At 35.9% G+C, this 23,159-nt stretch carries 25 protein-coding genes and 2 pseudogenes; 7 read left to right on the forward strand and 20 right to left on the reverse strand.

Features of this window, described 5'->3' with window-relative positions:
* Nucleotides 1–2 precede the first annotated feature (2 nt).
* The 3 genes from rfbB to ltaS all read right to left on the reverse strand — a co-directional run bounded on the left by rfbB (nucleotide 3) and on the right by ltaS (nucleotide 3,947).
* Nucleotides 3–962: a dTDP-glucose 4,6-dehydratase gene (gene rfbB, locus FI644_RS23710; RefSeq protein ID WP_053475824.1), complete on the reverse strand. Its 960-nt coding sequence runs from the start codon at nucleotides 960–962 to the stop codon at nucleotides 3–5.
* Complete coding sequence (locus FI644_RS23715) at nucleotides 959–1,699, reverse strand: sugar phosphate nucleotidyltransferase (RefSeq protein ID WP_053475823.1); 741 nt, start codon at nucleotides 1,697–1,699, stop codon at nucleotides 959–961. Before FI644_RS23715 ends, rfbB begins: the two co-directional genes overlap by 4 nt.
* A 313-nt stretch (nucleotides 1,700–2,012) precedes the next feature.
* On the reverse strand, nucleotides 2,013–3,947 hold the full coding sequence (ltaS, locus tag FI644_RS23720) for a lipoteichoic acid synthase (protein WP_380000648.1): 1,935 nt from the start codon (nucleotides 3,945–3,947) through the stop codon (nucleotides 2,013–2,015).
* A gap of 321 nt (nucleotides 3,948–4,268) precedes the next feature.
* On the opposite strand from ltaS, the gene FI644_RS23725 reads away from it, so the two are divergent.
* Nucleotides 4,269–4,454 carry a hypothetical protein gene (locus tag FI644_RS23725; RefSeq protein ID WP_053475821.1) on the forward strand — a complete coding sequence of 62 codons (186 nt, stop codon included), beginning with the start codon at nucleotides 4,269–4,271 and terminating at the stop codon, nucleotides 4,452–4,454.
* Nucleotides 4,455–4,566: 112 nt separating this feature from the next.
* Nucleotides 4,567–5,616 carry a M42 family metallopeptidase gene (locus tag FI644_RS23730; RefSeq protein ID WP_053475820.1) on the forward strand — a complete coding sequence of 350 codons (1,050 nt, stop codon included), beginning with the start codon at nucleotides 4,567–4,569 and terminating at the stop codon, nucleotides 5,614–5,616.
* Nucleotides 5,617–5,661: 45 nt separating this feature from the next.
* Here the strand turns inward: FI644_RS23730 and FI644_RS23735 are convergent.
* The 10 genes and pseudogenes from FI644_RS23735 to FI644_RS23780 form a co-directional block, all read right to left on the reverse strand.
* Nucleotides 5,662–6,006 (reverse strand): annotated as a pseudogene (locus FI644_RS23735) (C40 family peptidase); the annotation flags it as partial.
* A 76-nt stretch (nucleotides 6,007–6,082) separates the two neighbouring features.
* Nucleotides 6,083–7,969, reverse strand: coding sequence for a selenocysteine-specific translation elongation factor (gene selB, locus FI644_RS23740; protein WP_075209139.1), 1,887 nt, complete (start codon nucleotides 7,967–7,969; stop codon nucleotides 6,083–6,085).
* 74 nt (nucleotides 7,970–8,043) lie between these two features.
* Complete coding sequence (locus FI644_RS23745; RefSeq protein WP_053475819.1) at nucleotides 8,044–8,772, reverse strand: YwaF family protein; 729 nt, start codon at nucleotides 8,770–8,772, stop codon at nucleotides 8,044–8,046.
* A 15-nt stretch (nucleotides 8,773–8,787) separates the two neighbouring features.
* Nucleotides 8,788–9,471, reverse strand: coding sequence for a Dph6-related ATP pyrophosphatase (locus FI644_RS23750; protein ID WP_380000629.1), 684 nt, complete (start codon nucleotides 9,469–9,471; stop codon nucleotides 8,788–8,790).
* Nucleotides 9,472–9,570: 99 nt separating this feature from the next.
* Nucleotides 9,571–12,705: an AAA family ATPase gene (locus FI644_RS23755; protein ID WP_053475817.1), complete on the reverse strand. Its 3,135-nt coding sequence runs from the start codon at nucleotides 12,703–12,705 to the stop codon at nucleotides 9,571–9,573.
* Nucleotides 12,702–13,847 (reverse strand): exonuclease SbcCD subunit D, encoded by a 1,146-nt coding sequence (locus FI644_RS23760; protein WP_053475816.1) that lies wholly within the window; start codon nucleotides 13,845–13,847, stop codon nucleotides 12,702–12,704. Before FI644_RS23760 ends, FI644_RS23755 begins: the two co-directional genes overlap by 4 nt.
* A gap of 308 nt (nucleotides 13,848–14,155) precedes the next feature.
* Complete coding sequence (locus FI644_RS23765; protein WP_053475815.1) at nucleotides 14,156–14,356, reverse strand: cold-shock protein; 201 nt, start codon at nucleotides 14,354–14,356, stop codon at nucleotides 14,156–14,158.
* A gap of 212 nt (nucleotides 14,357–14,568) precedes the next feature.
* Nucleotides 14,569–14,706 (reverse strand): YvrJ family protein, encoded by a 138-nt coding sequence (locus FI644_RS23770; RefSeq protein ID WP_053475814.1) that lies wholly within the window; start codon nucleotides 14,704–14,706, stop codon nucleotides 14,569–14,571.
* Between the two features lie 66 nt (nucleotides 14,707–14,772).
* Nucleotides 14,773–14,991 carry a DUF2922 domain-containing protein gene (locus tag FI644_RS23775; protein WP_053475813.1) on the reverse strand — a complete coding sequence of 73 codons (219 nt, stop codon included), beginning with the start codon at nucleotides 14,989–14,991 and terminating at the stop codon, nucleotides 14,773–14,775.
* 50 nt (nucleotides 14,992–15,041) lie between these two features.
* Nucleotides 15,042–15,260: a DUF1659 domain-containing protein gene (locus FI644_RS23780; protein WP_142108888.1), complete on the reverse strand. Its 219-nt coding sequence runs from the start codon at nucleotides 15,258–15,260 to the stop codon at nucleotides 15,042–15,044.
* 151 nt (nucleotides 15,261–15,411) lie between these two features.
* Between FI644_RS23780 and FI644_RS23785 the strand changes: the two genes are divergently transcribed.
* Nucleotides 15,412–15,690, forward strand: a complete 279-nt coding sequence (locus FI644_RS23785) for a phage holin family protein (RefSeq protein ID WP_321172054.1) — start codon at nucleotides 15,412–15,414, stop codon at nucleotides 15,688–15,690.
* Nucleotides 15,691–15,776: 86 nt separating this feature from the next.
* On the opposite strand, the gene FI644_RS23790 is transcribed toward FI644_RS23785, so the two are convergent.
* Nucleotides 15,777–16,661 carry a methyl-accepting chemotaxis protein gene (locus FI644_RS23790; RefSeq protein ID WP_053475811.1) on the reverse strand — a complete coding sequence of 295 codons (885 nt, stop codon included), beginning with the start codon at nucleotides 16,659–16,661 and terminating at the stop codon, nucleotides 15,777–15,779.
* 610 nt (nucleotides 16,662–17,271) lie between these two features.
* Here FI644_RS23790 and FI644_RS23795 point away from each other — a divergent pair.
* The gene (locus FI644_RS23795) at nucleotides 17,272–17,625 is read left to right on the forward strand and encodes a hypothetical protein (RefSeq protein WP_053475810.1); all 354 of its coding nucleotides are present in this window, start codon (nucleotides 17,272–17,274) and stop codon (nucleotides 17,623–17,625) included.
* A 144-nt stretch (nucleotides 17,626–17,769) separates the two neighbouring features.
* Nucleotides 17,770–17,868, forward strand: a pseudogene (locus FI644_RS26995) (alpha/beta hydrolase); the annotation flags it as partial.
* Nucleotides 17,869–17,910: 42 nt separating this feature from the next.
* On the opposite strand, the gene FI644_RS23800 reads toward FI644_RS26995, so the two are convergent.
* The 4 genes from FI644_RS23800 to FI644_RS27000 all read right to left on the reverse strand — a co-directional run bounded on the left by FI644_RS23800 (nucleotide 17,911) and on the right by FI644_RS27000 (nucleotide 19,377).
* Nucleotides 17,911–18,456, reverse strand: coding sequence for an NADPH-dependent FMN reductase (locus FI644_RS23800; RefSeq protein ID WP_053475809.1), 546 nt, complete (start codon nucleotides 18,454–18,456; stop codon nucleotides 17,911–17,913).
* 69 nt (nucleotides 18,457–18,525) lie between these two features.
* Nucleotides 18,526–18,957, reverse strand: coding sequence for a MarR family winged helix-turn-helix transcriptional regulator (locus FI644_RS23805; protein ID WP_231690059.1), 432 nt, complete (start codon nucleotides 18,955–18,957; stop codon nucleotides 18,526–18,528).
* A 113-nt stretch (nucleotides 18,958–19,070) separates the two neighbouring features.
* Nucleotides 19,071–19,175 (reverse strand): hypothetical protein, encoded by a 105-nt coding sequence (locus FI644_RS27435; RefSeq protein ID WP_342668479.1) that lies wholly within the window; start codon nucleotides 19,173–19,175, stop codon nucleotides 19,071–19,073.
* Between the two features lies 1 nt (nucleotide 19,176).
* Nucleotides 19,177–19,377, reverse strand: coding sequence for a hypothetical protein (locus tag FI644_RS27000; protein ID WP_231690058.1), 201 nt, complete (start codon nucleotides 19,375–19,377; stop codon nucleotides 19,177–19,179).
* A 231-nt stretch (nucleotides 19,378–19,608) separates the two neighbouring features.
* Between FI644_RS27000 and FI644_RS23815 the strand changes: the two genes are divergently transcribed.
* Together FI644_RS23815 and FI644_RS23820 are read left to right on the forward strand one after the other, a co-directional pair.
* The gene (locus tag FI644_RS23815) at nucleotides 19,609–19,962 is read left to right on the forward strand and encodes a YxeA family protein (RefSeq protein WP_053475807.1); all 354 of its coding nucleotides are present in this window, start codon (nucleotides 19,609–19,611) and stop codon (nucleotides 19,960–19,962) included.
* Between the two features lie 285 nt (nucleotides 19,963–20,247).
* Entirely contained in the window at nucleotides 20,248–20,439 is a 192-nt protein-coding gene (locus FI644_RS23820; RefSeq protein ID WP_075209138.1) for a DUF1272 domain-containing protein, read from the forward strand.
* Nucleotides 20,440–20,590: 151 nt separating this feature from the next.
* On the opposite strand, the gene FI644_RS27260 is transcribed toward FI644_RS23820, so the two are convergent.
* Together FI644_RS27260 and FI644_RS23830 are read right to left on the reverse strand one after the other, a co-directional pair.
* On the reverse strand, nucleotides 20,591–21,895 hold the full coding sequence (locus FI644_RS27260) for a globin-coupled sensor protein (RefSeq protein ID WP_053475806.1): 1,305 nt from the start codon (nucleotides 21,893–21,895) through the stop codon (nucleotides 20,591–20,593).
* 218 nt (nucleotides 21,896–22,113) lie between these two features.
* A complete protein-coding gene (locus tag FI644_RS23830; RefSeq protein WP_053475805.1) occupies nucleotides 22,114–23,082 on the reverse strand; it encodes a carbohydrate kinase family protein in 969 nt (322 codons plus the stop codon).
* Nucleotides 23,083–23,159 lie beyond the last annotated feature (77 nt).

A 23,159-nucleotide genomic window follows, 5' to 3' on the forward strand; every position in this document is an offset into this window, starting at 1 on the left:
GATCACCTGCTGTCGTTCTCCTGTTTTTTGTACCAATCTATTGTTCTATCTATTCCTTCGGAGAAAGAGACGAGTGCCTTCCATCCTAACTTACTTGCTATTTTCCCAGAATCCATTGAATATCTTCGGTCATGGCCTTTCCGATCTTCAATAAAATGTATGAGATCATCACTTTTCTTCAGCTTTTTAAGGATGAGTTGAATAACTTCTAAATTTGTTTTTTCTTCACTGCCTCCAATGTTGTACACTTCTCCAGGAACACCATTTTCAAGTACCAATTTTATCGCTCGGCAGTGATCCTCCACATAAATCCAGTCACGGATGTTTAACCCATCGCCGTATACTGGGATATCAATGTTTTTTAGTGCGTTTGAAATAACTTTAGGTATAAATTTTTCTGCATTTTGAAATGGTCCATAATTATTGCTGCAGCGTGTGATGGTTAATGGAAGCTGATGTGTATTAAAGTAGGATCTAACGAGCAAATCAGCGCTTGCTTTCGAAGCCGAATAAGGATTATTAGGCGCAATAGGAGTCTCTTCTGTAAATGGAGGATCTGTTAATTGTAGGGAACCATATACTTCATCTGTGGAAATTTGAATCATTTTCATTGCTTTTCCGTTTAATACTGCTTGTAAAAGGTTAAATGTGCCATTAATATTCGTACGAATAAATGGAGCCGCGTCTACAATGCTTCGATCCACATGTGATTCAGCAGCAAAGTTGATGATTGCTGCATATTTTTGGTCAAATATCGCATCCAGATCTTGCTCGTTGCCAATATCACGATGAAGAAACTGATATTGACTCGATTTTTCAAATCGTTTGATGGCTTCCGTATTACTGGCATAGGTCAGAGAATCAACATTAGTAATATAGTAATTTGAAGATTTAAGCAAGTAAGAAATAAAATTCGCTCCAATAAAGCCAGCTCCGCCAGTGATTAGGAGGTGGTTGTTCATTTATTGTTCTCCCCAATCGGGTTAGTGTTTACATATTGAAAAGCTTTAAATAGTGATTCATGAGTCCCCGCATCAATCCACCAGCCTTTTAAAATATCGTATTCAAGTTGTTTATTTTTAATGTACATATTGTTGACATCTGTAATTTCAAGTTCGTTTCTGTCGGAGGGCTGAGCAGCATCAATGTACTGAAAAACTTCATGGTCATACATATAAATTCCAGTTACACAATAGGATGAAGGGGGATGAACTGGTTTTTCAATGATGGAGAGAATTAATTTTTTGATCGGGTCTATATATGGCACCCCATATCTGGTTGGGTCTTTGACTTCTTTAAGAAGGACTCTTGCACCTTTCTCCTGTTCTTTAAATGTATGAACATAAGGTGTTAATGAATCCTCAAAAATATTATCGCCAAGAATAACAATAAACTTTTCTTTATTTATAAAATGGCGTGCACCTAATAAAGCGTCTGCAATTCCCCCACCTACATTAGGCTGAATTTGATAACGAAGCTCTACATTTAGGTTTTCCCCGTATCCTAATATCTCAATAAAGGAAGGAATATCTTTAGGATTTGTTATAATTAAAATTTCATTGATCCCTGCTTCCTTTAATTTCAAAATGGGCCAATATATCATCGGGTACTGGCCAACAGGCAACAGATGTTTATTGAATACTTGAGTAAATGGTTTCAAACGGGAACCAGAGCCGCCAGCAAGAATAACCCCTTTCAATGAAGAAACACTCCTTTCATAGTATGTCAAGAGTTCTAAACCTCATTTAAACAATGTCGTTCAAATAAACAATATCTATATACTATATGAAAGATATCTTCTTTTGTTCTTTTTCATTATCTGCCTAAAGCAATCCGACCATCTAAAAAGGGTGTGCTCTAAATTCATGAAAACTATAAATTCTATTTTTATTTGTCCGTTGGGTCTAGTTTTTATAGGAGGAATTTTGCGGCATAAGAAAAGCACCTCCTTAAATTGATACATTGATCGTACCAGGAGGTGCCGCAAGTTTATATGCGTTTATTGATTACCTTTATTGCTGTGTGCCAAGACCGTTTCTTTCTTCCGTAATAGGAATATCCTTCTTTATATATTGATAATCATTACGATTAATCGGCTCATATCCATCAGGTTTATAGAACCGGAGCAAGTCTTTGTAAACAATTTCATCAGACATTTGCAGCTCAGTACTTGCCTTCTCAGCTAATGACTCGCACCCTGCTCCTTCTACTAGCTCTCCTGTTTCAGTAGAATAACATTTTTCCCCTATCTGAGAAACTTCTGGAGAAATAAAATCGCCATTTCGGAATGGAACAACTTCACGATGATTTTTTGATAAAAGATCAGAGCCTACTGTCAAATAATCTTTCGTATCTATTCCTAGTAAATGCATTAGAGTAGGCTGAACATCAACTTGACCGCCGACTTTATTCACTAAGCCCCCATCAACTCCTGGTACATGAATAAATACTGGTACTCGCTGGAGCATAGCATTATCGAATGGAGTAATTTCCTTGCCGATGATTTCTTCCATTGCTTTATTATGGTTTTCTGATATTCCGTAATGGTCGCCATATAAAACAACAACCGTATTGTCGTACAATCCAGATGTCTTCAAATCATTAAAGAATTGCTCTAATGCTTGGTCCATATAGTTCGCCGATTGGAAATACTGATTGACAACATTGTCATCTGTTTCTGCTGCGGGAAAATCTGTATCGCCTTCATCCATTTTAAATGGGAAGTGATTTGACAATGTAATAAACTTTGTATAGAAAGGCTGTGGCAGACTTTCTAACATTGGCATGGATTCAGCAAAAAACGGTTTATCTTTTAAACCATAATTTTTTGTGTTTTCATCAGTCATATTATAATATTCTGCATCAAAAAACTCATCATACCCTAATGAACGGTACATTTCATTGCGATTCCAGAACGTTTTGTAGTTCCCATGGAATACAGCAGATGTATAACCTCGTGATTTCAGAATTGCAGGAGACGCTTGATACGTATTTTGTGCCTTATTTACATAAACCGCACCTTGTGACATCGGATATAATGAGTTATCCATTATAAACTCGGCATCAGATGTTTTCCCTTGACCTGTTTGGTTAATAATATTATTGAAGTAAAAAGTTTTCCCATCGTGTGCTAATGAATTCAAGAAAGGGGTAACCTCTTGACCATTGAGCTGGTAATCAATCATAAATGTTTGCAATGACTCCATTGAAACATAAATGACATTCATTCCCTTCGCTTTCCCGAAGTATTCAGGATTTGGTGCAGCATAATTCGCCTTAATATAGTTTTCAACTTCGGTAATATCATTAGAGTCTGCCAATGCTCTTTGACTGGCAGAACGCGCATTTTGAATGACATCATACACAGAGAAATTATAAGCACCTAAGTATTTAACAAGATAATTTCTGTCAAATGAACGTGTTAATAGCTCAGGGCGATCCTTTTCCGCAAGTCCAAGATTCAGCATAAAAGTCGCTACCGCAGCAAGGATTACAACTGCTCCTGGTTTTCTGCTTACTAATTTTCCTGGGTTGTACCATTTCTTTGCTACGAAAAGGATAAGCAAAATGGTATCCGTAAAGTAGAAAATATCAAGTGGAGACATTAAAGATAGTGCACTCTCTCCCAATTGTGCCCCATTTACTTTCGTTTGCATAACGACTGGAACAGTAATAAAGTCGTTGAAAAAGCGATAATAAGCGATATTTGCATACAACACAAATGAAAGTAAAAAGTTCATTAAAATTAATACGGTTGATTGAATTTTCCCTTTAAATAACAATGCCAATCCAAAGAATAAAAGAGCTGAACTTAAAGGATTGATAAATAATAAAAACTCCTGCATTTTATTATCAATTCCTAAATTAAATTCAATTCGATATGCTGCATAAGTTTTTAGCCAAAATAAAATAACAACTAGAAAGAAAAGCGGCAAGTTTCCTTTCATTTTATCTTTTATAGATGAAAAAAGTTTTTTCATAATTCACACCTCACACATTTAAAAAACCAGAAAAACTTAGCAAGCGCTAAGTTCACATAATTTTTCTATTGAACATCAAATTTTTATTAGGGAGTTGAACGATGTTATCTAATATATCATAGAATTTCGCGATTGAAAACTAAAAACCATAACAAAAATTTAGCCAATTCCCCCCTAATTCCTACAAAAATGGACAATATCCCCTCAATTTTTTAAGATTATATGGACATTAGATGAAGCAAGAATTCCCCCTCTATCATAGTGTATAGAGAAGGGAGGGACATATATATGCTACAATTAATTTTACTTTATTTAGCCTCCATATTGTCAGGATTCGCACTGATAAACGTACCAACATCTGCAATTATTACACCAGGAATTGCAAACTTTTTCGATATTGTTGGAGGAATTGCGATCGTTGTATTCTCATTCGTATTATTATATCACGGGATAAAATCACTCATAAAGAAATAGCCATTGGCGAGAGACCTATCATATGGTCTCTCTTTGTTTTTATTTCATGTGCACCTAGAAAGAATTATAATAATGAATGGGTACGTTATTTTAAAAGAGAGGAGATTTACATATGGCATATCCAAATACTGATGAAACACTTCAGCTCTTAAAAGAATTAGTTTCTATCCCAAGCCCTTCAGGAAATACGACAAAGGTGATCTCATTTGTAGAACAATACTTGAGAGAATTAGATGTAGAAACGTGCAGAAATCGTAAAGGGGGAATAATCGCAACTCTTCGTGGCAAAAGTGACAAAAAACACCGGCTCCTTACGGCCCATGTGGATACACTTGGAGCAATTGTTAAGGAAATAAAACCGAGCGGCAGACTTAAACTTGATCTAATTGGCGGCTTTAAATACAACTCCATTGAAGGCGAATACTGTGAGATTGAAACATCTGAAGGAAAAAAATATACTGGAACAATATTGATGCACCAAACTTCTGTTCATGTGTATAAGGATGCTGGAAAAGCAGAAAGAAATCAGGACAATATGGAAGTTCGTATAGATGAGGTCGTTAATAGTGCAGAAGACGCACGAGCTCTTGGGATAGAGGTTGGTGACTTTGTATCCTTTGACCCACGTGTACAGATGACGCCTTCCGGCTATATCAAATCTCGTCATCTTGATGATAAAGCAAGTGTTGCAATAATATTGCAGTTAATAAAGCAAATAAAATTAGAGAACAAGGAGCTTCCATATACTACGCATTTTCTTATTTCTAACAATGAAGAAATTGGCTATGGCGGGAACTCAAATATTACTCCTGAAACGGTTGAGTATTTAGCTGTGGATATGGGAGCCATGGGAGACGGGCAAGCAACTGATGAGTATACTGTATCGATCTGTGTAAAGGATGCAAGTGGACCTTACCATTATGAATTACGAAAAAAATTAGTGCAACTAGCAAAGGATCATCAAATTGAATATAAGCTTGATATTTATCCCTACTATGGCTCAGATGCTTCAGCAGCCATTCGTGCAGGACATGACATCGTTCATGGCTTAATCGGACCAGGGATTGATTCATCCCATGCTTTTGAAAGAACTCATAAAAAATCGATCGAGAATACAGCAAAATTGCTATTCCATTATGTACAGTCTGAAATGGTTCTATAAAATTCAACAAAGCCTCCATAACTAGAGGCTTTGTTATATTTATGCTTATAAAGCCGTTCTCGCCCCAATGTAACGAGTTGTCCAATATGATACATTCATATCACTTATCGTTACGCCAGTAGATGATCCAGAGTGAATAAATTGATTGTTTCCTAAATAAATGCCCGCATGTGTTGGACCTGAACTTGTGTTAAAGAATACAATATCCCCCACTTGCGGTGTTGAAACTGGTTTCGTTGCATTCCAAATAGAAGAAACCGTCCTTGGTATAGAAATGCCAACATTATTAAACACTTAGTTTAAATAGCCGCTACTGTCAAATGCTGCTGGTGTACTTCCCCCCCATTTGTAAGGAACTCCGATATACTTTTTTGCTTCAGCAATAAGCGCCTCCACCTAAGAAGCAAAAAAAATTTTAAAAAAAGAAGCCATTTGGAAAATTTTTTTGGCTTCTAATTCTACCTATTTACTTTTCTATCCATATCCTCTTATTCTCGATTCTTTTTGTTAAACCCATCGCATCTAATCGTTCCAAAAACGGAATCATATACTTTCGTGAGAGATCAAGAACTTCTTTTGCTTCACCAACATCAAACTCCAAACCAGTATGATTCTTCAACATTTCGACCGCATGTTTAAAGTGTTCACTATGCCAATAATATTGATCATCAAGTGGCACAATCTCTAGTTCATCTACTAAAAATCTCATTATGTCAGGTTCTAGCTGATTCGGTATGCCTGCTTTTGTAAAATAGTCACTTATATATCTCACTTTTAACCTGTCACTTTTTAGTTGTTCAAGCAAGCCATCTGTTCTTTTTTCCCAATTCGAAGGAATATGAGGCTTAAAATCACGAAGATGAATGTATTGCCCCCTCTTATAGAAAAGTGAAGATTCAATTGCCTGTTCTAAAACATATTCCAAAAGCTGTTTCGGGTACATCTTTTGCATAGGCTGTAATAATGCTGCTTTATTTTCACCTGGCTTCATCGGATTATCATGATGAAAATCCTTCATGCGGTCATACATATCTTCTTCAATAAAGTCTTTTATAGAGGATAGAGTATATCCCTTCCCATTAAAATAAATGAACTCGTCATCCTCACTTAAAATTGGCTTTAATTCTGATTCATCAAGTGAAGTTCTTGTTATTAACTCTGTTAGCGTCAAGCATTTCGCTTCAGATATAGCAGCCATCATTCTTTCCTTCGGGCTGCCTTCTTTTTTCTTTGCTAATTCTTCAATTGTTTTATGGCCAAAACGATATTTCTCACCTCTTGGATCGATGACCCAGCCGCCTCCGATTGTTTCTTGAGGACTTGGCCGTCTTAAAATGAAGCGATCACCACGCTTTGTAACAATCTCCTCATCTAACCGGATTTGACAAAGAATTTCACTATTTTCATCTTTTATTTCATTCCGGTCAAAAAACACAATTCGTCCCATCACTTCTGCAGTACCAATATGACATTTAATTGGCATTCTCTGTTTAACCATATAATCTAAATCTTCGGCAACCTTTAGGGCAACATCAATTGTCCGTGTGATAATAAAATGTTCTGAAGACACAAGGACATCTCCTCGTTCAATATTCTCCTTTGAAATACCAGAAAGATTGATTGCCACCCGCTGACCAGCAAATGCCTGTCCAGCAGGCTGATGATGAACTTGAAGCTGCCTCGCACGTGTTTCCAGCCCTTTTGGCATCACCATTAATGCTTGTCCTTCTTCTATTGAACCCTCATAGACTGTACCCCTAACAACTGTGCCCTGTCCCTTAATAGTAAAGACCTGGTCAATTGGCAGCCGAAAAGCCCCTCTAACATCCCTTGTTTCCAGCAGTTTGAGTGTATTGGTTATCATATTCTTCAGATCATCTATCCCTTTTAATGAAAGACTATCAACTAGGATAAAGGGTGACTGTTCAAATACAGTCCCCTTTAATTCTTCTAAAATGTCATCCTTCACTAAATCGATAAATTCTTCCTCTACACGGTCAATTTTTGTAATGGCGACAATTCCATTCTGAACACCTAATAACCCTAAAATATGTAAATGCTCTCTTGTTTGGGGCATAACCCCTTCATCGGCTGCGACAACAAGAACAACTAAATCAATGCCTGCCACACCAGCAATCATTTGACGAATAAACCGTTCATGACCTGGTACATCCACAACAGAAATTTGGATTTCTTCATCTTCATAAAGAGGTGCGAACCCAAGTTCAATAGAGATTTGACGTTCCTTCTCCTCCTTTAATCGATCTGTATCCACATTTGTTAAAGCTTTTGTTAACGTCGTTTTTCCATGATCGATATGTCCAGCCATACCAATTGTAAAAAACCTTTTCATCGCTGCCACCTACTCCTGCTTTACTTATGTATCTTCACATTATCGTTTATATAAGAAAAATTCAATCGTTAAGGTTATTTGTCATATAATTTCCTTGAAATTCTATTTTTCAAAGCGAAAGGGATTAGCAGAAGGAAAAACAGGAAGAAAGCAACTGCTTCTAATGTCAATATATAATAAGGAAAAGGACCAAAATAATCTAATAAAGAACCATTGCTTGGTTTATGAGCAAGAAACATATAATTTCCGCCTGTAAGCTTATTTGCTATAAACGCAGCTCCCGCGCTCCCATTCAAAAATAAAAATGAGGCAAAAAGACCCTTTCTTGTCGGTTTAAATTTATGGACGAACACAAAATATAGACAAGTCCAAATAATAAACATATGAGTAATGAAAAATTGAAAAAATCGGAAATGTGGAAACCCTAGAAATAATTCAGGTGTTAAAATGGCCATAAAGGCACCTGTAATACCGATAAAATAGACAATCTGAAAAATAAATTGCGCTCTTGTTGATAGTAAAATTAAACATAATACGAGACTAAGCGAACAAAGCTGAAGCGGTAAAGTAAATGAAATATCCCAATAGCCATCCTTATATAACCAAAAATGATACAAGGTTTCTAATAAGAAAAGGACAAAAAACATACTGCCCCTTGCCTCTTGGTCATATTTCCTAAAAGAGTCTCGAAACCTATAGAGAACTACAGATCCGCAAAAAAATATAGCAATCATTAAAAAATGAGATACAGAAAAAACTTCAAAAGGAAAAAGGTCATATTGATGGCCAAATAGTTTGCTCATATAGCTATGCCCCTCTTATTCTTTTTGAATTAGCTTAATTTTTTGAAACTCATATTTTTGTGTTGTTTCAAACTTGATGATCTCTGGCTGTTCAAGTTCAATTTTCGCGTGAAATAGTGGACCATCTGAAACAAATGTATGGTATTCGCCAGATTCCCCCATCGGACAACAATCCTTTGTCATCATATCATGAATGAAAGCTGTATCTAGCTGTCTCCCAAGCCATGTTATATCAAGCACATCTTCACGGACTCGAATGACAGTCGCCTTATAGCCTGATTGAACAAAGGTAGCTAGAAGGTGAAGAGCATCTTCTTTTCTTCCCCATAATGGATAAATTGGTTCCAGTGATGTATCCTTCGCCAATTGTTCTCCCCACTCCCGGTGCTCTTCTAAATATAAGTCACCAAAGGCAATCCCATCCAATTGATATTGATGTTTATAACTTTTCAAAGCATTAGCAAAGCTGTTTGTATAATCTTCAAAGGTGCAGGAGATAAATTCTACCGGAATATCTAAAGCTTTCGCTTGAAGATTAACCAATTCCATCTTCTCTCCATGTCCAAAGGTTCTACCTATTTCAATCGGAACCGTTGTTATTAAACAGGCGACCTCCACCCCTTGTTTAGTCAATTTATCAAGTGCCAAACAGCTGTCTTTCCCGCCGCTCCAAGATAAAGCCACTCTTTTTGTCAACATCATTCATCCTTTTATTGTAAATTTTTCATCATGATACCATAATTCTGATCGTCTGCTAAAAAAAGGATAGAATTGTAGAATCCTATCCTTTGTAAATGATTATGTTAAAAACTGAAATTCTGTCCTGCTCCCTGTTTGAGCTGCAACGACTTCCAGCCTTGCGTCAATTCTCTCTTTAAGTTCTGGTACATGTGAAATAATCCCGACAAGTCTTCCGCTGCTTTGGATATCAATTAATGCTTCAACAGCCTGATCAAGCGATTCCGGATCAAGGGTACCGAACCCTTCATCAATAAACATAGTCTCAAGTGAGACGCCTCCAGCATATTGTTGCACTACGTCTGCTAACCCTAGAGCAAGTGCAAGTGCAGCCTTAAAGCTTTCACCGCCAGATAATGTTTTCACATGACGCTCCTGACCTGTATATTGGTCAAAAACGAGCAATTCTAAACCACTTTGAACATTACCTTTTGAGCGATCCGTTTTCCTGATAAGCTCATATCTTCCACTCGTCATTTTTCTAAGCCTGCTATTTGCTTCATTTAGAATGTCGTCAAGAAACGAAGCTAAAACAAATCTTTCGAAAGTAATCCGATATGTGTTTTGGCCCTTAGCAATCTCTGACAAATGGCCAATTACCTTGTATTTTTCTTCAAGTGCCTTCATTTCTTCATTAATTTGATTTATTTTACTCTCTAATTCCTCATTATCTCTTTTTTTCATAAATAGATTTGTATATGTTTCCTGCAGCGATCGAATTTGCACATCAATATTAGTGAACGCAGCATTTAGCTTATCCATATCTGGTTTCTCAATCTTTGCTAACAGCTCGTGCAATTCATTGTAGCGATCATTAACTGAACGAACTTCCTCACGATATTCGATGAATGCTTTCTCCAGCAGCTTGATTTCTTGATCCGATTTTTTTGCACCATTATACTCTCCATAAGCTGCAAAGCCTTGTTCCTTCATGCGGTCAACGAATGCTGCTCTTTCTTTTACTAGCTGCTCATTTGTTTGTTTCGTATTCATTTCAATAGTTTCATACTTCGTCTTTACTAATAGTAATTTCTCTCTGCTGTCCTGATACAAACGCTGAGCCGATTCTAATCTATGCATTAATTCATTTTGTTTTTTTACAGACTCCATTAGACGCGCTTCAAAAGCATCAATGGTGCGGAGGTCTTCAGGTATGCTTTCCATCATTCGTTTTAAATACGTTTTCTTTTCCGTATATAGAATGGTCGTTTCATTTAACTGCTCATTCTTTTTTTGAAGTTCACTATCATTTTTCTCTTTATCCTGTTCGAATGTCTGTAATTCCTTTGCCCAAATGGAAAGCCGCTCAACACTTTTTGTCAGCAATAGATGTGTTGCTTCTAACTCTTGTCGCTTTGACATGATTGTATGTTTATATACTGGAAAATCAGCAGGAGATAAATCGGGCTGCTGTCTTTGAATATCTTCGATACTATTATTTACCGTTTCCTTTAATGACAGAATAATGGATTGAACTTCATAAAAAGCTTTTTCAGCACTGCCCTTTTCCTTTTCAATTTCATCATATTGCTGTTTGGCCATTTTAATGTCTTTTTCATTTGGAATTTCAGCTGCTGTAGTTACAATTTTTGGATGATGTTCAGAGCCGCATACGGGACATGCTTCCCCATCCTGTAGCTTACTCGCAAGTAAACTAGCTTGTCCATGAAGCCATTTTTGTTCCACTTCCAAAGTCATACTCTTGGCATCAGCTAACCTTGCAACAGCATTAGCCAAAAACTTTTTTTTCTTTTCAAATTGACTAGTTGCCTGTTCTAATCGGAATTTTTGGTCCTCAAATTTAATAATAAGTGAAATTTCTCCAGCTAACTTTTCTAGCTTGTGTGAGACTTCTACTAACTTTAACTGATTATGATCGATCTCCTGCTTTTCTTCTTTTAAGGCCAGAATGTTTTTGTCAATCCTTTTTTCCATTTCTTCTAATGCTGACTTCTCCCTTGAACAATTTTCAAGCTCCCTTCCTAGTTCCTGCACTTCCTTTTGAACACTTGCAAAAGATTGAATATCTGACTTTAAATTATTCAAATAACTAATTTGCTCGCCAATTGCCGTTCTTTCTAGCTCACGTTCTTTTTCAGCTTCCCATTTCTCTTCCTGCTCTTTGAGCTGGATAGTAAGATGAGAAATTTCCTCCTTTAATATGGAAAGCTCACGATTTGCTGCATCTACTTCTTTTTTCAAGTGATGGCAAAGTTCTTCCTGCTGTGCAAGGACTGCAGCTTTTTGAGCGAGATTGATTTGCACTTCGATGTGAGAGTATTTTTCTATTTCCTTTTCAAGTTCTTCCTTCCTGCTTTGCAAATCATCCTTTGCCTTTAACTGTTTAGCAATTGCTTCTTCTTCATATAGCTTTTGCTGAAGAGCATTTCTTTCCTCTTGCTTTATCTTTAAGTAATCTGCAAGTTTCTCAAGCTCCTCTGACATTTTGCTAATTTCTGTCTGTAATAATGGCATAATAAGATGATCATTTAAACTGCCAGCAGCTTGATATCCTTTTAGCTCTTCATTATAAAGTACATGGATATTTTGGATGGCCTGGTTCCGATGCTCCACTTGCTTTTCTACCATTTTTCTGAGTACAACTGCATCTTCCTTTAATTTTTCTTCAATCCGTTTATAGATTTGTGTGTGGAAAAGTCGCTGCAGAATCACTTCCTTATCCTTACTTTCAGATGTGAGCAGCTTTCGGAACTCCCCTTGAGGTATCATTAATATTTGTCTAAATTGATTACTGTCAATAATCATAATTTCTTTTACTTTTTCATCCACATCACGAACATTAGCGGCAAGTAGCTGTCTATTTCCATCTGTGTCATATACATATAACTCTGCCTTTGCACCTATTGTTGTAAATCCATCTCCACGTGCTTTTTTCTTTTCCTGCTGCGGAGATCTCGTAATGAAATAGGTTTTGTTTCTTAATGTAAATTCTAATGACACCTCTGTCACTGTTTCATCTTTAGCAAACTGGCTTCGAAGATCAGGTCCGTTTCGATCTTCTCCACTTGCCTTCCCATAAATCGCATAGCTGATCCCGTCAAAAATGGTTGTTTTCCCTGAACCGGTTTTACCTGATATAACGAACATTGTCCGGCTGCCAAGCTTCGTAAAATCGATATGCTCGCATCCAGCATACGGGCCGAATGCTTGCATCGTTAATTTTAACGGTTTCATCTTCCGGCTTCCTCCTTTAACGTTTTCTCGATTACTTCAGCCATAACTATATTTTTTTCATCTGTAAATTCCGAAGTCGTCATCTCCTCATAAAATTGTTTAAACAGCTCAAGCTCGGACTTCTTGTCTTCCTTTACTGAGGAAAAAGACTGCTTTTTCTTCATATCCGTCATGGCTATTTTCCGTTCAAGATGCAGCACATTCGGATAGATTTGACGCAGCTTATTTATTGGATCAATTAACGCCCCTTCATCATGTAAAATAATTTTCAAGTAATCATTCACATTTTGTTTCTCGTAAATACTTGGATCCATCAGCTCATCCAGATGACCTTCAAGCTCCCGTAAATCATTCTTCGGAGTAATAGAACGGATGCGTAAATCAAATTGGCCATTGTCCTTCATTTCAATAATCGAAATTGATTTCTCTTGTTTGGCTTCTGAGAAGGAATATTTTAAGAGGGAACCTGAATAGCGGACCGTTGGGTGCTTAATCGCATCCGGACTATGCAAATGTCCTAATGCTGTATAGGAAAATGGCTCAAATAATTCTGACCCCACGCAACCAGAGCCTCCAACAGATAATGTTCGCTCTGAATCACTCGTTTGACCTCCAAGGACAAAGGCATGTCCAACAAAAACATTCGGCTCATTAGGGTTCAAATGTTGTTCTATTTTTCCAATGACAGCTTTCATTGCATCTTGGTGCGAATGAATAGATTCATCATTTAATAGATGTCTAACCATACCTGGTTCTGCATATGGGACAAGGTAAAAATTCACACCATGTATATGTATCGGCTGAATGTCCATTTCAAGCTTGCCAGTTAAAAAGAATTGACTTTGCTTGTACCACGAACTTCCGAATGATAGTCTCTCTGCACTATCATGATTGCCCCCAATAGCAACAATAGGCGTCTTTAATTCTACATTTATTTTAAATAGAATTTCGTTGAGCAGTTCGACAGCATCTGTCGGCGGAACTGAGCGATCATATAAGTCTCCCGCGATAACAACTGCGTCTGGCTGCTCTTCCTCTACTAACTCAACAAATTTATTTAGAAAGTACCGCTGATCTTCTGTCATATATAGGCCATGAACAAGCTTACCTAAATGCCAGTCAGCCGTATGAATAAATTTCATTCCATTCTCATCTCCTTACTTGCTCTTATCAATCATTATATCAAAATTCATCATTTATGAGATTTCTTCTTTTAGAGGAAAAAATAAGACACCCTTTAGGTGCCTGGTTCGATTAGTGCAGATCACGGGGATGCAGGGGACTTTGCCCTTCTTCAATTTCCTGAAATTTATCATTTGAATGCACCTTTTGCAGAACTTTTCTATGAAATCCAATGTTAGCTGTAAATATTCCACCAAAATTAATGCGCAGATAAATAAAAAAACAGTCCCGCCAATAGAACAGGACTGTTTCATTATTAGTTTGTCAATTATAGTTTAGTTACGTTAGCAGCTTGTGGTCCACGAGCACCTTCAACAACTTCGAAAGATACTTCTTGGCCTTCTTCTAAAGATTTGAAACCTTCAGTTTGGATAGCAGAGTAATGTACAAATACGTCGTTTCCATCTTCAGCTTCGATGAATCCGAAACCTTTTTCAGCGTTAAACCATTTAACTTTACCGTTTTTCATAAGAAAAAATCCTCCTATTGGCAATAACTAGCCATGTGTTAATTCACCATTCACAACGATTATAACTTTTACTCATCATTACTCATCCAAACGATTAAATCTTTGGAAAAATCGGCTTGCAAAAATATAATACGATGCATAACGGCTACATTAAATTTAACACTATTAGAAAAATAAGTCAATCTTACAAGTGATAATGGTAGTCTTGTTATCTATTCTTTCAGTCGTTCGGGAAGGCTTTGAATTGATGTAACCACTACGTCCAATTTTGCCTCAATTCGGTGCAGCAAAAAGAGCGTCACAATAATCGGAAAGCCAACTTCGCTAATGAACGGGATTAACTCTTCCATCCTCCAAACTCCTTTCTTCAACTATTTGAAAAGGGCCGTTCATACACATGAACAGCCCAGTGATGCTTATACTAATTTGTAATCTGTGACATTCCTTTCAATGACTCTTACACCTTCAGAGGCAACTAAGTCCCCATTCACGGTTTGAATAATATTTGCAGAAATTATTTGTTCCATGGCTTGCTTAACTGCAGCCGGATTGATTGGTTCCTTTGGGTTATCGATTGAAAGCTTGGATAATTTCCCGTTCTCTGTTAAGAAAGATAATTCTAATGATTTTGCCATGATTTCACCTCCTCTTAAATATTTGTTCTTACTCGCAGAATTCATCGCTATTACCCAACAATATCAAAACTGTCATTCCTTACAACTGTTACAAGTGGGTCATTGCAGAGAGAGGCAAGTGCTTGAGCTGTTTCATGAATTTGATCTGCACTTGCCGTTTTCTTTACATTCCCGATTGTTTTCGACTTATAAACAGGTTCACCTTTGTCATTCAAACCTGTTTCAAAGCTTAGTCGAATTTTTGAGTCAACCATCAAAGCTTGTGCCATGTTTTTCACCTCCCCTCACCCTTTATATATAAGTAAAGAAGAGAAAAGGACATGATAAAAGCAGATTTATTTGTATGTGTCGGGTAACCTTGGATAAAGAAACAAACAAAAACTTCCAATTTTCATAGAATAGTAGGAAACAAGCAAGGAGGTGAACACGTTGGATTTACTATCTTATTTAAACCAAAATTACCTAATGCTCGTTCCCGCTCTATGGGTGCTTGGATTCGCTTTAAAACAAACACCAGCTATCCCTAATTGGATGATTATCTGGGTCATTTTGCTAGTCTCTATCCTCATCGGAAGTTTTGCGTTTGGATTTTCCTTCATAGGGCTCATTAATGGAATCATTGCTGCAGGTGTAGCCGTATTAGGTCATCAAATGCTTAAACAGACCTTCTTTGACAAAAATGGTAAGAAAAAAGAGTAAGTATCTGCCGAAAAATGTAAAAAGTACTAGCATCATGCTAGTACTTCCTTTAAGTCACATAGAATTACCTTTTTTATCCATAATTATTATAGTTTAAACTTTGATGCGGCGAACTGCATTTCTGCTGCGATCTTTGCAAGCGATGAAGATAAAGCAGAAACTTCTTCCATCGTTGCCAATTGCTCCTCCGTAGCAGCAGATGCTTCCTCCATAGCAATAATGTTCTGTTCGGAAATATCTTTAACATTTGATATCACTTTCGTAATTTGAACAGAAAGATCTGATAATTTCTCAAGAAGAATAGATACATTGGTTACTTTCCCTGTCGTTTCCTCCATAGTTTCAGCTATTTCCGAGAAAGCGCTCCTTGTTTTCCTCGAATCTTCAAGTACAACCAATACATGATTATTGCTTTCGTTCATTGCATGGACAGCCTGATTTGTCTCTAGTTGGATCATTTCAATCATATTCTGAATCTGCTCTGCCGAAATCCTTGATTCCTCTGCAAGTTTACGCACTTCATCAGCAACTACAGCAAAACCTTTTCCATGTACTCCTGCCCTAGCCGCTTCAATAGCCGCATTCAATGCTAATAGATTGGTCTGTTCCGCAATATTTGTAATCATTCCTATAATATTACGAATCTCTATTGAACGACTTTCAAGTAAATGGATGGCTTTAGCTGCACTTTCGACGGATTTATTCACTTCGTTTAATTGCTTAACTATATTTCCAACAGATTTCTCTCCATCGATTGTAAGAAGATTTGCTTTTTCTGTGACATCCTTCATTTCTATACTGCTTTTTGTTATTTCTTGTATACTTATATTCATCTGGTGGATAGAGTTTGTTGTTTCTTGAAAACCGGAAATTTGCCTTTCTATACTGGCTGCATTTTGCTGAGTAATCTGAGCTACCTGCTCTGAAGCATTTGCACTTTGTTCAGCACCTGCTGCTAATTCCTCACTCATTTACTTTTTTAAGTTGAACATTTGAAATGCCTGCAACAATTGCAAATAACAATAGCACGAATAAAAATCCAAAAATTAACTTTTTTCTTACAGTGATCTTCATTATTGTTCCTCATTTCATGCTGTTTTAGAAATATTTTATATATTTTACCATATTTCTAAGACTTTTGAGACAGATCCTCCAGAATGAAAATGAAAAAAGCCGCTCATCATCTAAATCATGATGAACGGTTTCAAAGGTAGACCACAGACCTTAAGGAGGAGATCTTCCATACTATATTATTTCAAATCAAACAAATTGCTTGGACAATTCCCTACAATCAACACTTTTTCTTAAGATACTTCACAAATTTAGGATCCTTTAGCCAGGACTTAAATTCAGCAGATTTGTTCTTATTTCCCTCATTCATGGCAATTAAAGCATCAGGTCACCACTTGTATACATTATCTTTTGATTGGGGAAGAATTTCCTTTGCTTCTTCAACCTTACAGAAAAAGCATCACTAATATTTACTTTCATCTGTCCTGCGTTAACAGCGTTTGCAGATTATAAAAAATAAGAAATGGAGATACTAAGAAGAGAGTATATTCATAATCGGGAGGGCTTTAATTGACAGTATATGTGTACCAAACATTTCAATTGAAACAGGATAAATTCAACGAAGGGTTAGAAAATTTAACAGCAATAAAGAACTTTCGAAACGAAAAATTTGACCACAAGGTAGACATATTAACCCCTATTACTGGACAAGATCATACATATGCTCTTCTTTCCACCTATGAAGGATTAGCAGAAATGGAATTACAAAATAAAAAAATGTTCGATGACGAGGATTATTTAAAACTTATCAGTGAATTCTTCTTAGAAAATATTGTTCAAGGCAGTATGAATACGCAATTTTATCGTTCAATGCCTGATAAGAAAAAAGATGATAAAGATGACAAAAACAAGAAAAAAGAATAATCCAATTTAAATGACCCAAAGCTTGAAGAATTCTTCAAGCTTTATTGTTTTTTCCCTTTTTTACTAAAATGAAATAATCATAGTAAGAATGGGTTTAAATGAAAGGGTTGTTTATGTGAAAAAGTTTGGTATCATAAGGATTAATTAATTATTCTAGGCGCTGGCCATGGAGAAGCTGAAAAAGTAGATCCTGAAAAATATTGGCATATTATTTGGGGATTTGTCGATAGATATATTAAATAGAAAATACTCCCTGTTATCGCTTAGACAGGGAGTATTTTTTATTTATTTTTGCTGTTGATTTAACCAGCTCATAAAATTATCAGCAACCATATCTAGAAATTTAACCGTAGGCTCATGTGTAAGATTGCCTGATTCGTCCATCTTTTCATGAATAACACCAACATACACTTCATTTCCTGGTAAAAGCGGTGAACCAACACCTGGGCAAAATAGAATATCACGCAAATGCTGCTGAGCCCTTACTGTACCTAGAGCTCCCATTGTCGCACCCATGATCCAAGATGGTTTCCCAATCATGACTTTTTCGACACGTGATAACCAATCTATTGCATTTTTTAATACACCTGGAATGGAATAATTATATTCAGGTGTCACCCATAGAACAGCATCTGCCTCTGCTACTTTCCTTTTAAATTCTATAACAACGGCAGGGGGATTCAATTCAATATCTTGGTCATAATGAGGAAGATCTGCAATAGGTAGGATCTCCAACTCAAAAGAGTTTTTATATCTTTCCTTCACATACTTAGCAAGTTTCAAATTATATGATTCTTTTCGGATACTACCAACAATTGCAACAATTTTCATAGAATTATACCTCCAGTTTATTTAATATCATTTGATACATCAACCTCATGCAGTTGCTACACCAACAGTCTATAATTGATTTACATTATCACGAATTTTTATGAGAAGGGTATGTAGTTCAGAAATTTCCTCAATCGTCATCCCTCTTGTAATCACTTGAAGGATTTCCTTATTAATTGGAATAACTTCTGCTCCAAGTTTTCTTCCTTCTGCTGTTAAATATATTTCAACTGAGCGTCGGTCACTTGGACATACTACTCTGCGAAGATAACCTTTTTTTTCAAGAGTCGAAACCATCCTTGCTATACTAGCTTTATCCTTATTTAATTTTGACGAAATTTCATTTTGGGAAATTCCTTCTTGCTCCCATAAAAGCGCCATAACTAAATTTTGCTCGGAAGTTAACTTAAAAGAAGCTAGACGATTATTTACATAGTTTGTGATTTCTAAATCAATCGTATGAATAAAGACCCCAATATTATCCAATGGTATGTATTTCAATTGCATCATCCTTATTAGTTGATATATCAACTGTTTACATGTTAATTATAATCAAGTCATTTGTACCTGTCAAAATATTGATCTTTAATTATCTTTTATTTCCTTACATCCTTTTACAATAATGGTAGTACATTAATTAATGGTACCTCATATGGATGTACATCCTTGATTATTTTCTTCACAAGTTCTATATCCTTATTCGGGCACCTAAATTCCATTTTACATTCTGTACAAAAAGAAATTTTCCCTGTTTCTCCAATCAAATGGAGTTGATCCTTCTAATGGTCTCCAATAACCATTAACTATTGTATAGTAAATAACATTGTCATATTTCCCTTCTGTTAAAACACCAATTTCATTTAATTTATTCCTTAGCTGCACAATAAACTCTTCTGATAAATAAAACTTCAACTTTAACAAAATTAATGCCCATTTTATATCCCCTTTTCTCAAGATATAAAAATAATAGCATTAATAAATGATACGAACCCTACCTTTTGTATCATACTCCAATTTTCAACAAATATTTAACATTTTTACTTAGAAAGTGACAATATTGTCACTTCATTTTTTAATATGTAACCATAATCGAAGGATATTATTTTCTATTCCTTGTAAAATGTTAAAAAAGATGAGGAGGATTTCTAGAAAATGAGAGTATTAAAGATAACAATTGGATTTTTGGTTGTTGCAGTTATAATTGTTTTGTCTATGTCTCTTTTGGTTAAGAACGAACTTGCAGATATGTTAAACCCTTTTATCCCTCAAAAGGATGTTTTCGTAAAGATTGATCATACTGGAAAAAAAATAAATCAATCAACATACGAATATGCCTTAGAAGGAATTAATGAAGATGGCAAGAAAATAAAGATTACTTTCACTGCCAGTAAACAATTACGGGAAGGCGCATACTTAAAAGTTGATACCAAAAGAACTTATGTGAAATCTTGGGAAGAGGTGCAACTGAATGATATGCCCTCCGTTGTTCAAAATAAGCTCAAATAAGATTTATGGATTTTAAGGTTAAGTAGTGAAGTATTTCACTGCTTTTTTAAGTTCACTTAATAAGTTAACTGTAAAACATTATCTATCTTTTGTCTCGTTAAAAGTTAGAGTTTATAAACTTTCACTATATTCCCTCCTTGATTAATTGATTGCTTATTAAGTAGCTAATAGTCATCATCTTTTAGATCTGTCCTTCTAATTTTTTCGAAATCTGCACCTTTTCAATATTTTTCCTTGAAGTAAAATAGACAATCATAACTATTATTCAAGGGTGGGATTATTAAAATGGCTTTAGAAATGAGAAAAGAATGTGAGCGTTGTACGTCTCCAATTGAGAAAGATTCAATAGCTTTTATTTGTGTACATGAATGTACCTTTTGCTTGCCTTGTACAGAAGAAATGAAAAATATCTGTCCGAATTGTGGTGGTGAATTAGTAAGAAGACCAAAGAGACCGCAACAATCTTGCTCCTTATAGCAAACAGGGAATTATTCCCTGTTTTTTATTACTTAAATACTCTTTTGTTTCCATATCATGAATCTGCTTAATGAAATATAATAGGAGCGCAGGATTTCCCTGCACTCCTTATTTTTTATATTTAACAAATTTTATATCTGATTGTTTCGTATTACTTCGTTAAATTCATAACTTTGTTTAGAGACTCCGCCGATGAGGCAACCTGTGTTGTAGATTTGTCTACTTCTTCAATAACTTTTACTAAATTCTCCATTTGGCTTTCCATTCTATTCAAGTTCATTTCATTTCCTTCAATAGATAAACGGATTGTCTGGAAATTTTCATCCGTTAATTTGGATACATCTCCTCCTATACGAACTGCATCTTCGACTTTTATTAAAGTATTTGTCACTTTAGCTGTATAGGTTTGCGAAGTATCGATTAATGATTGGATATCTGCTATCGAGCTTTTTGTTTTTTCTGCCAATTTCTTAACTTCCTGTGCAACTACAGCGAATCCTTTCCCATATTCCCCTGCCCTTGCTGCTTCAATTCCAGAATTTAAGGCAAGTAAATTGGTCTGGTCTGCAATGATATGAACAAGACGGACTACTTCAGTAATTTTTTCAGATGAACGTGCTAAATGAGAAACCGTTTCTCTCATTAAGCGAATCTCCTTTTTAATTTGATTAACATTCTCCAATAATGTAAGAAGTGTATTTTGTCCTTCTTTCACTTGTCTTTGGATTGTCTTCGCTTGAGTGTAGCTGTTCTGCACTAATTCACTTACATCTTTACTATTAGTTATTAAAGAAGCTACAGAAGCATGCGTTTCTTCTGAAACAGCAACTAGAGTTTGACTGACATGAAAAATTTTTTGCTGTAAATCCTTCTGTCCATCTGTGAAAGTAGACTGTATTTTTTGTTCAGTTTCTTCATTGTATGCTTCTAATACAAGTTGTTGCTCTAAACTTAAGACCTTGGAAACAGCCGTCCAAATTTTCTGTAATTCTCCTAAGTCCTGCACTTCTTCCATTATATTTTGAAATAAGGCATTTTGCAGATTTTGAAATGCACCCATATACCATGCAGGCTTTAGCCCAATTCGATAATGTATCTTTGCTACTCTGATACGCTTTTCGTAAAATGCAGAATCGACCCTGCCTTCAAATAAATCAATTAGATGAGTTCGAAGAGTTTGTCGTAAACGATCAACACTACTGTGCATTTCAATGATCGTCCGCAGCTCTTCTACTTGTAAAATTGTCTTATAAAACTCATCCACAACTTTGTCAACGTACTTTTCTACTAATGGCTGAATACTTGCAATGATTTCTAAATCTTTCTCCTCTAAATGAATCATAGAAAGCTTTTCTTTTACCATTGGGGTTGGAGAGATAAGGATATGGTTTTTCGATACTGACATTGATCCTAACCATTTATTACCACTATTTCGCTGTTTCCTTAGTCTGAACAATTTCTTCTCCTCCACATGTCGATTAATGTCGATTGACACTAATATTCTACTATGCAGATAGTGTAAATAGGAAGAAAAATGCTCATTTTTTCACAAAATTCCAATATACGGTAAATTAATAACAATTTAAACGCTTTGATATTTTGACTTTTATCCCCTTTCTTCTAATTGTTGTTCATTCATTTTAGAATCAGTAATAAATATAATATTTATGAATCTTATACGTTTATTAATTCTGAAATTGCCGCTTTTGTTGGCAAAGAGGAAATGGCTCCTCTTCCAGTTGTAGTTAAAGCACCGCTTCCATTCGCAAATGATAGGATTTCAGCATGATTTTCTTGGAGAATTACCTCCAAAGTTGATGGGCATGCTCTCATTTCTAGTAGCTTATATAAAACTCCACCAATAAACGCATCCCCTGCCCCCGTTGTATCAACTACTTCTACAGGGTATCCTATTGATTCATATTTGTATTCCCTTATGTATAGATCAGCACCTGCAGCTCCCTTTGTATATATCACTGCCTTTACATTCCCAATAAAGATTGATTGAATGGCTTCATCCATTTTGGATTTGTTTGTAATAAATTCTAGCTCTTCAACAGATATTTTCACTAAATGAGCATGGGGAATAAACTCAATGATCGCACTTCGGCATGCTTCAGGGTTATCCCATAAGGAGAGCCGGACATTGGGATCAAAACTGACTAAACCATTCGCATCAATGACTGCATTTATCGCTTTTTTATGAGCCTGCTTTATCGGACTTTCCACCAAGTCAACTGAACAGAAATGAAGAATGTCCCCCTGCTCAAACCATTTCGAATCAATTTCTTTTTCTTGTAAAAGCAAATCTGCTGAAGGATGACGATAAAAAGAAAAATCTCTTTCCCCATCTTCTTTCAATGATACGAAAGCTACCCCTGTTTTTGCTTCATTTGTCCTTCGTATTCTATCTATTTCCACACCTGAACTTTCTAGCTTCTCTATTAAAAAATCACCAAATGGATCCTCGCCTACTTTTGTAATCATCGAAGACTGTCCTCCGTATTTTGCCACAGCTGCAGCTACATTTGCTGGTGCTCCTCCTGGGGCTTTTTCAAAGGAAATCACATCTTTAAGAGGCAGCCCTTTTTGTAATGGAACAAAATCTATTAATACCTCACCAATTGCATAAAGTTTTCCCAATGTCATCATCTCTTTCTTTTATTAAGAAAACCCTCAGTAACTAGACTGAGGGGTGGAATGAATTTGTTGTTATTCTA

This window comes from Cytobacillus solani (genome assembly GCF_006704205.1).
GTDB classification, from domain to species: domain Bacteria; phylum Bacillota; class Bacilli; order Bacillales; family Cytobacillaceae; genus Cytobacillus; species Cytobacillus solani.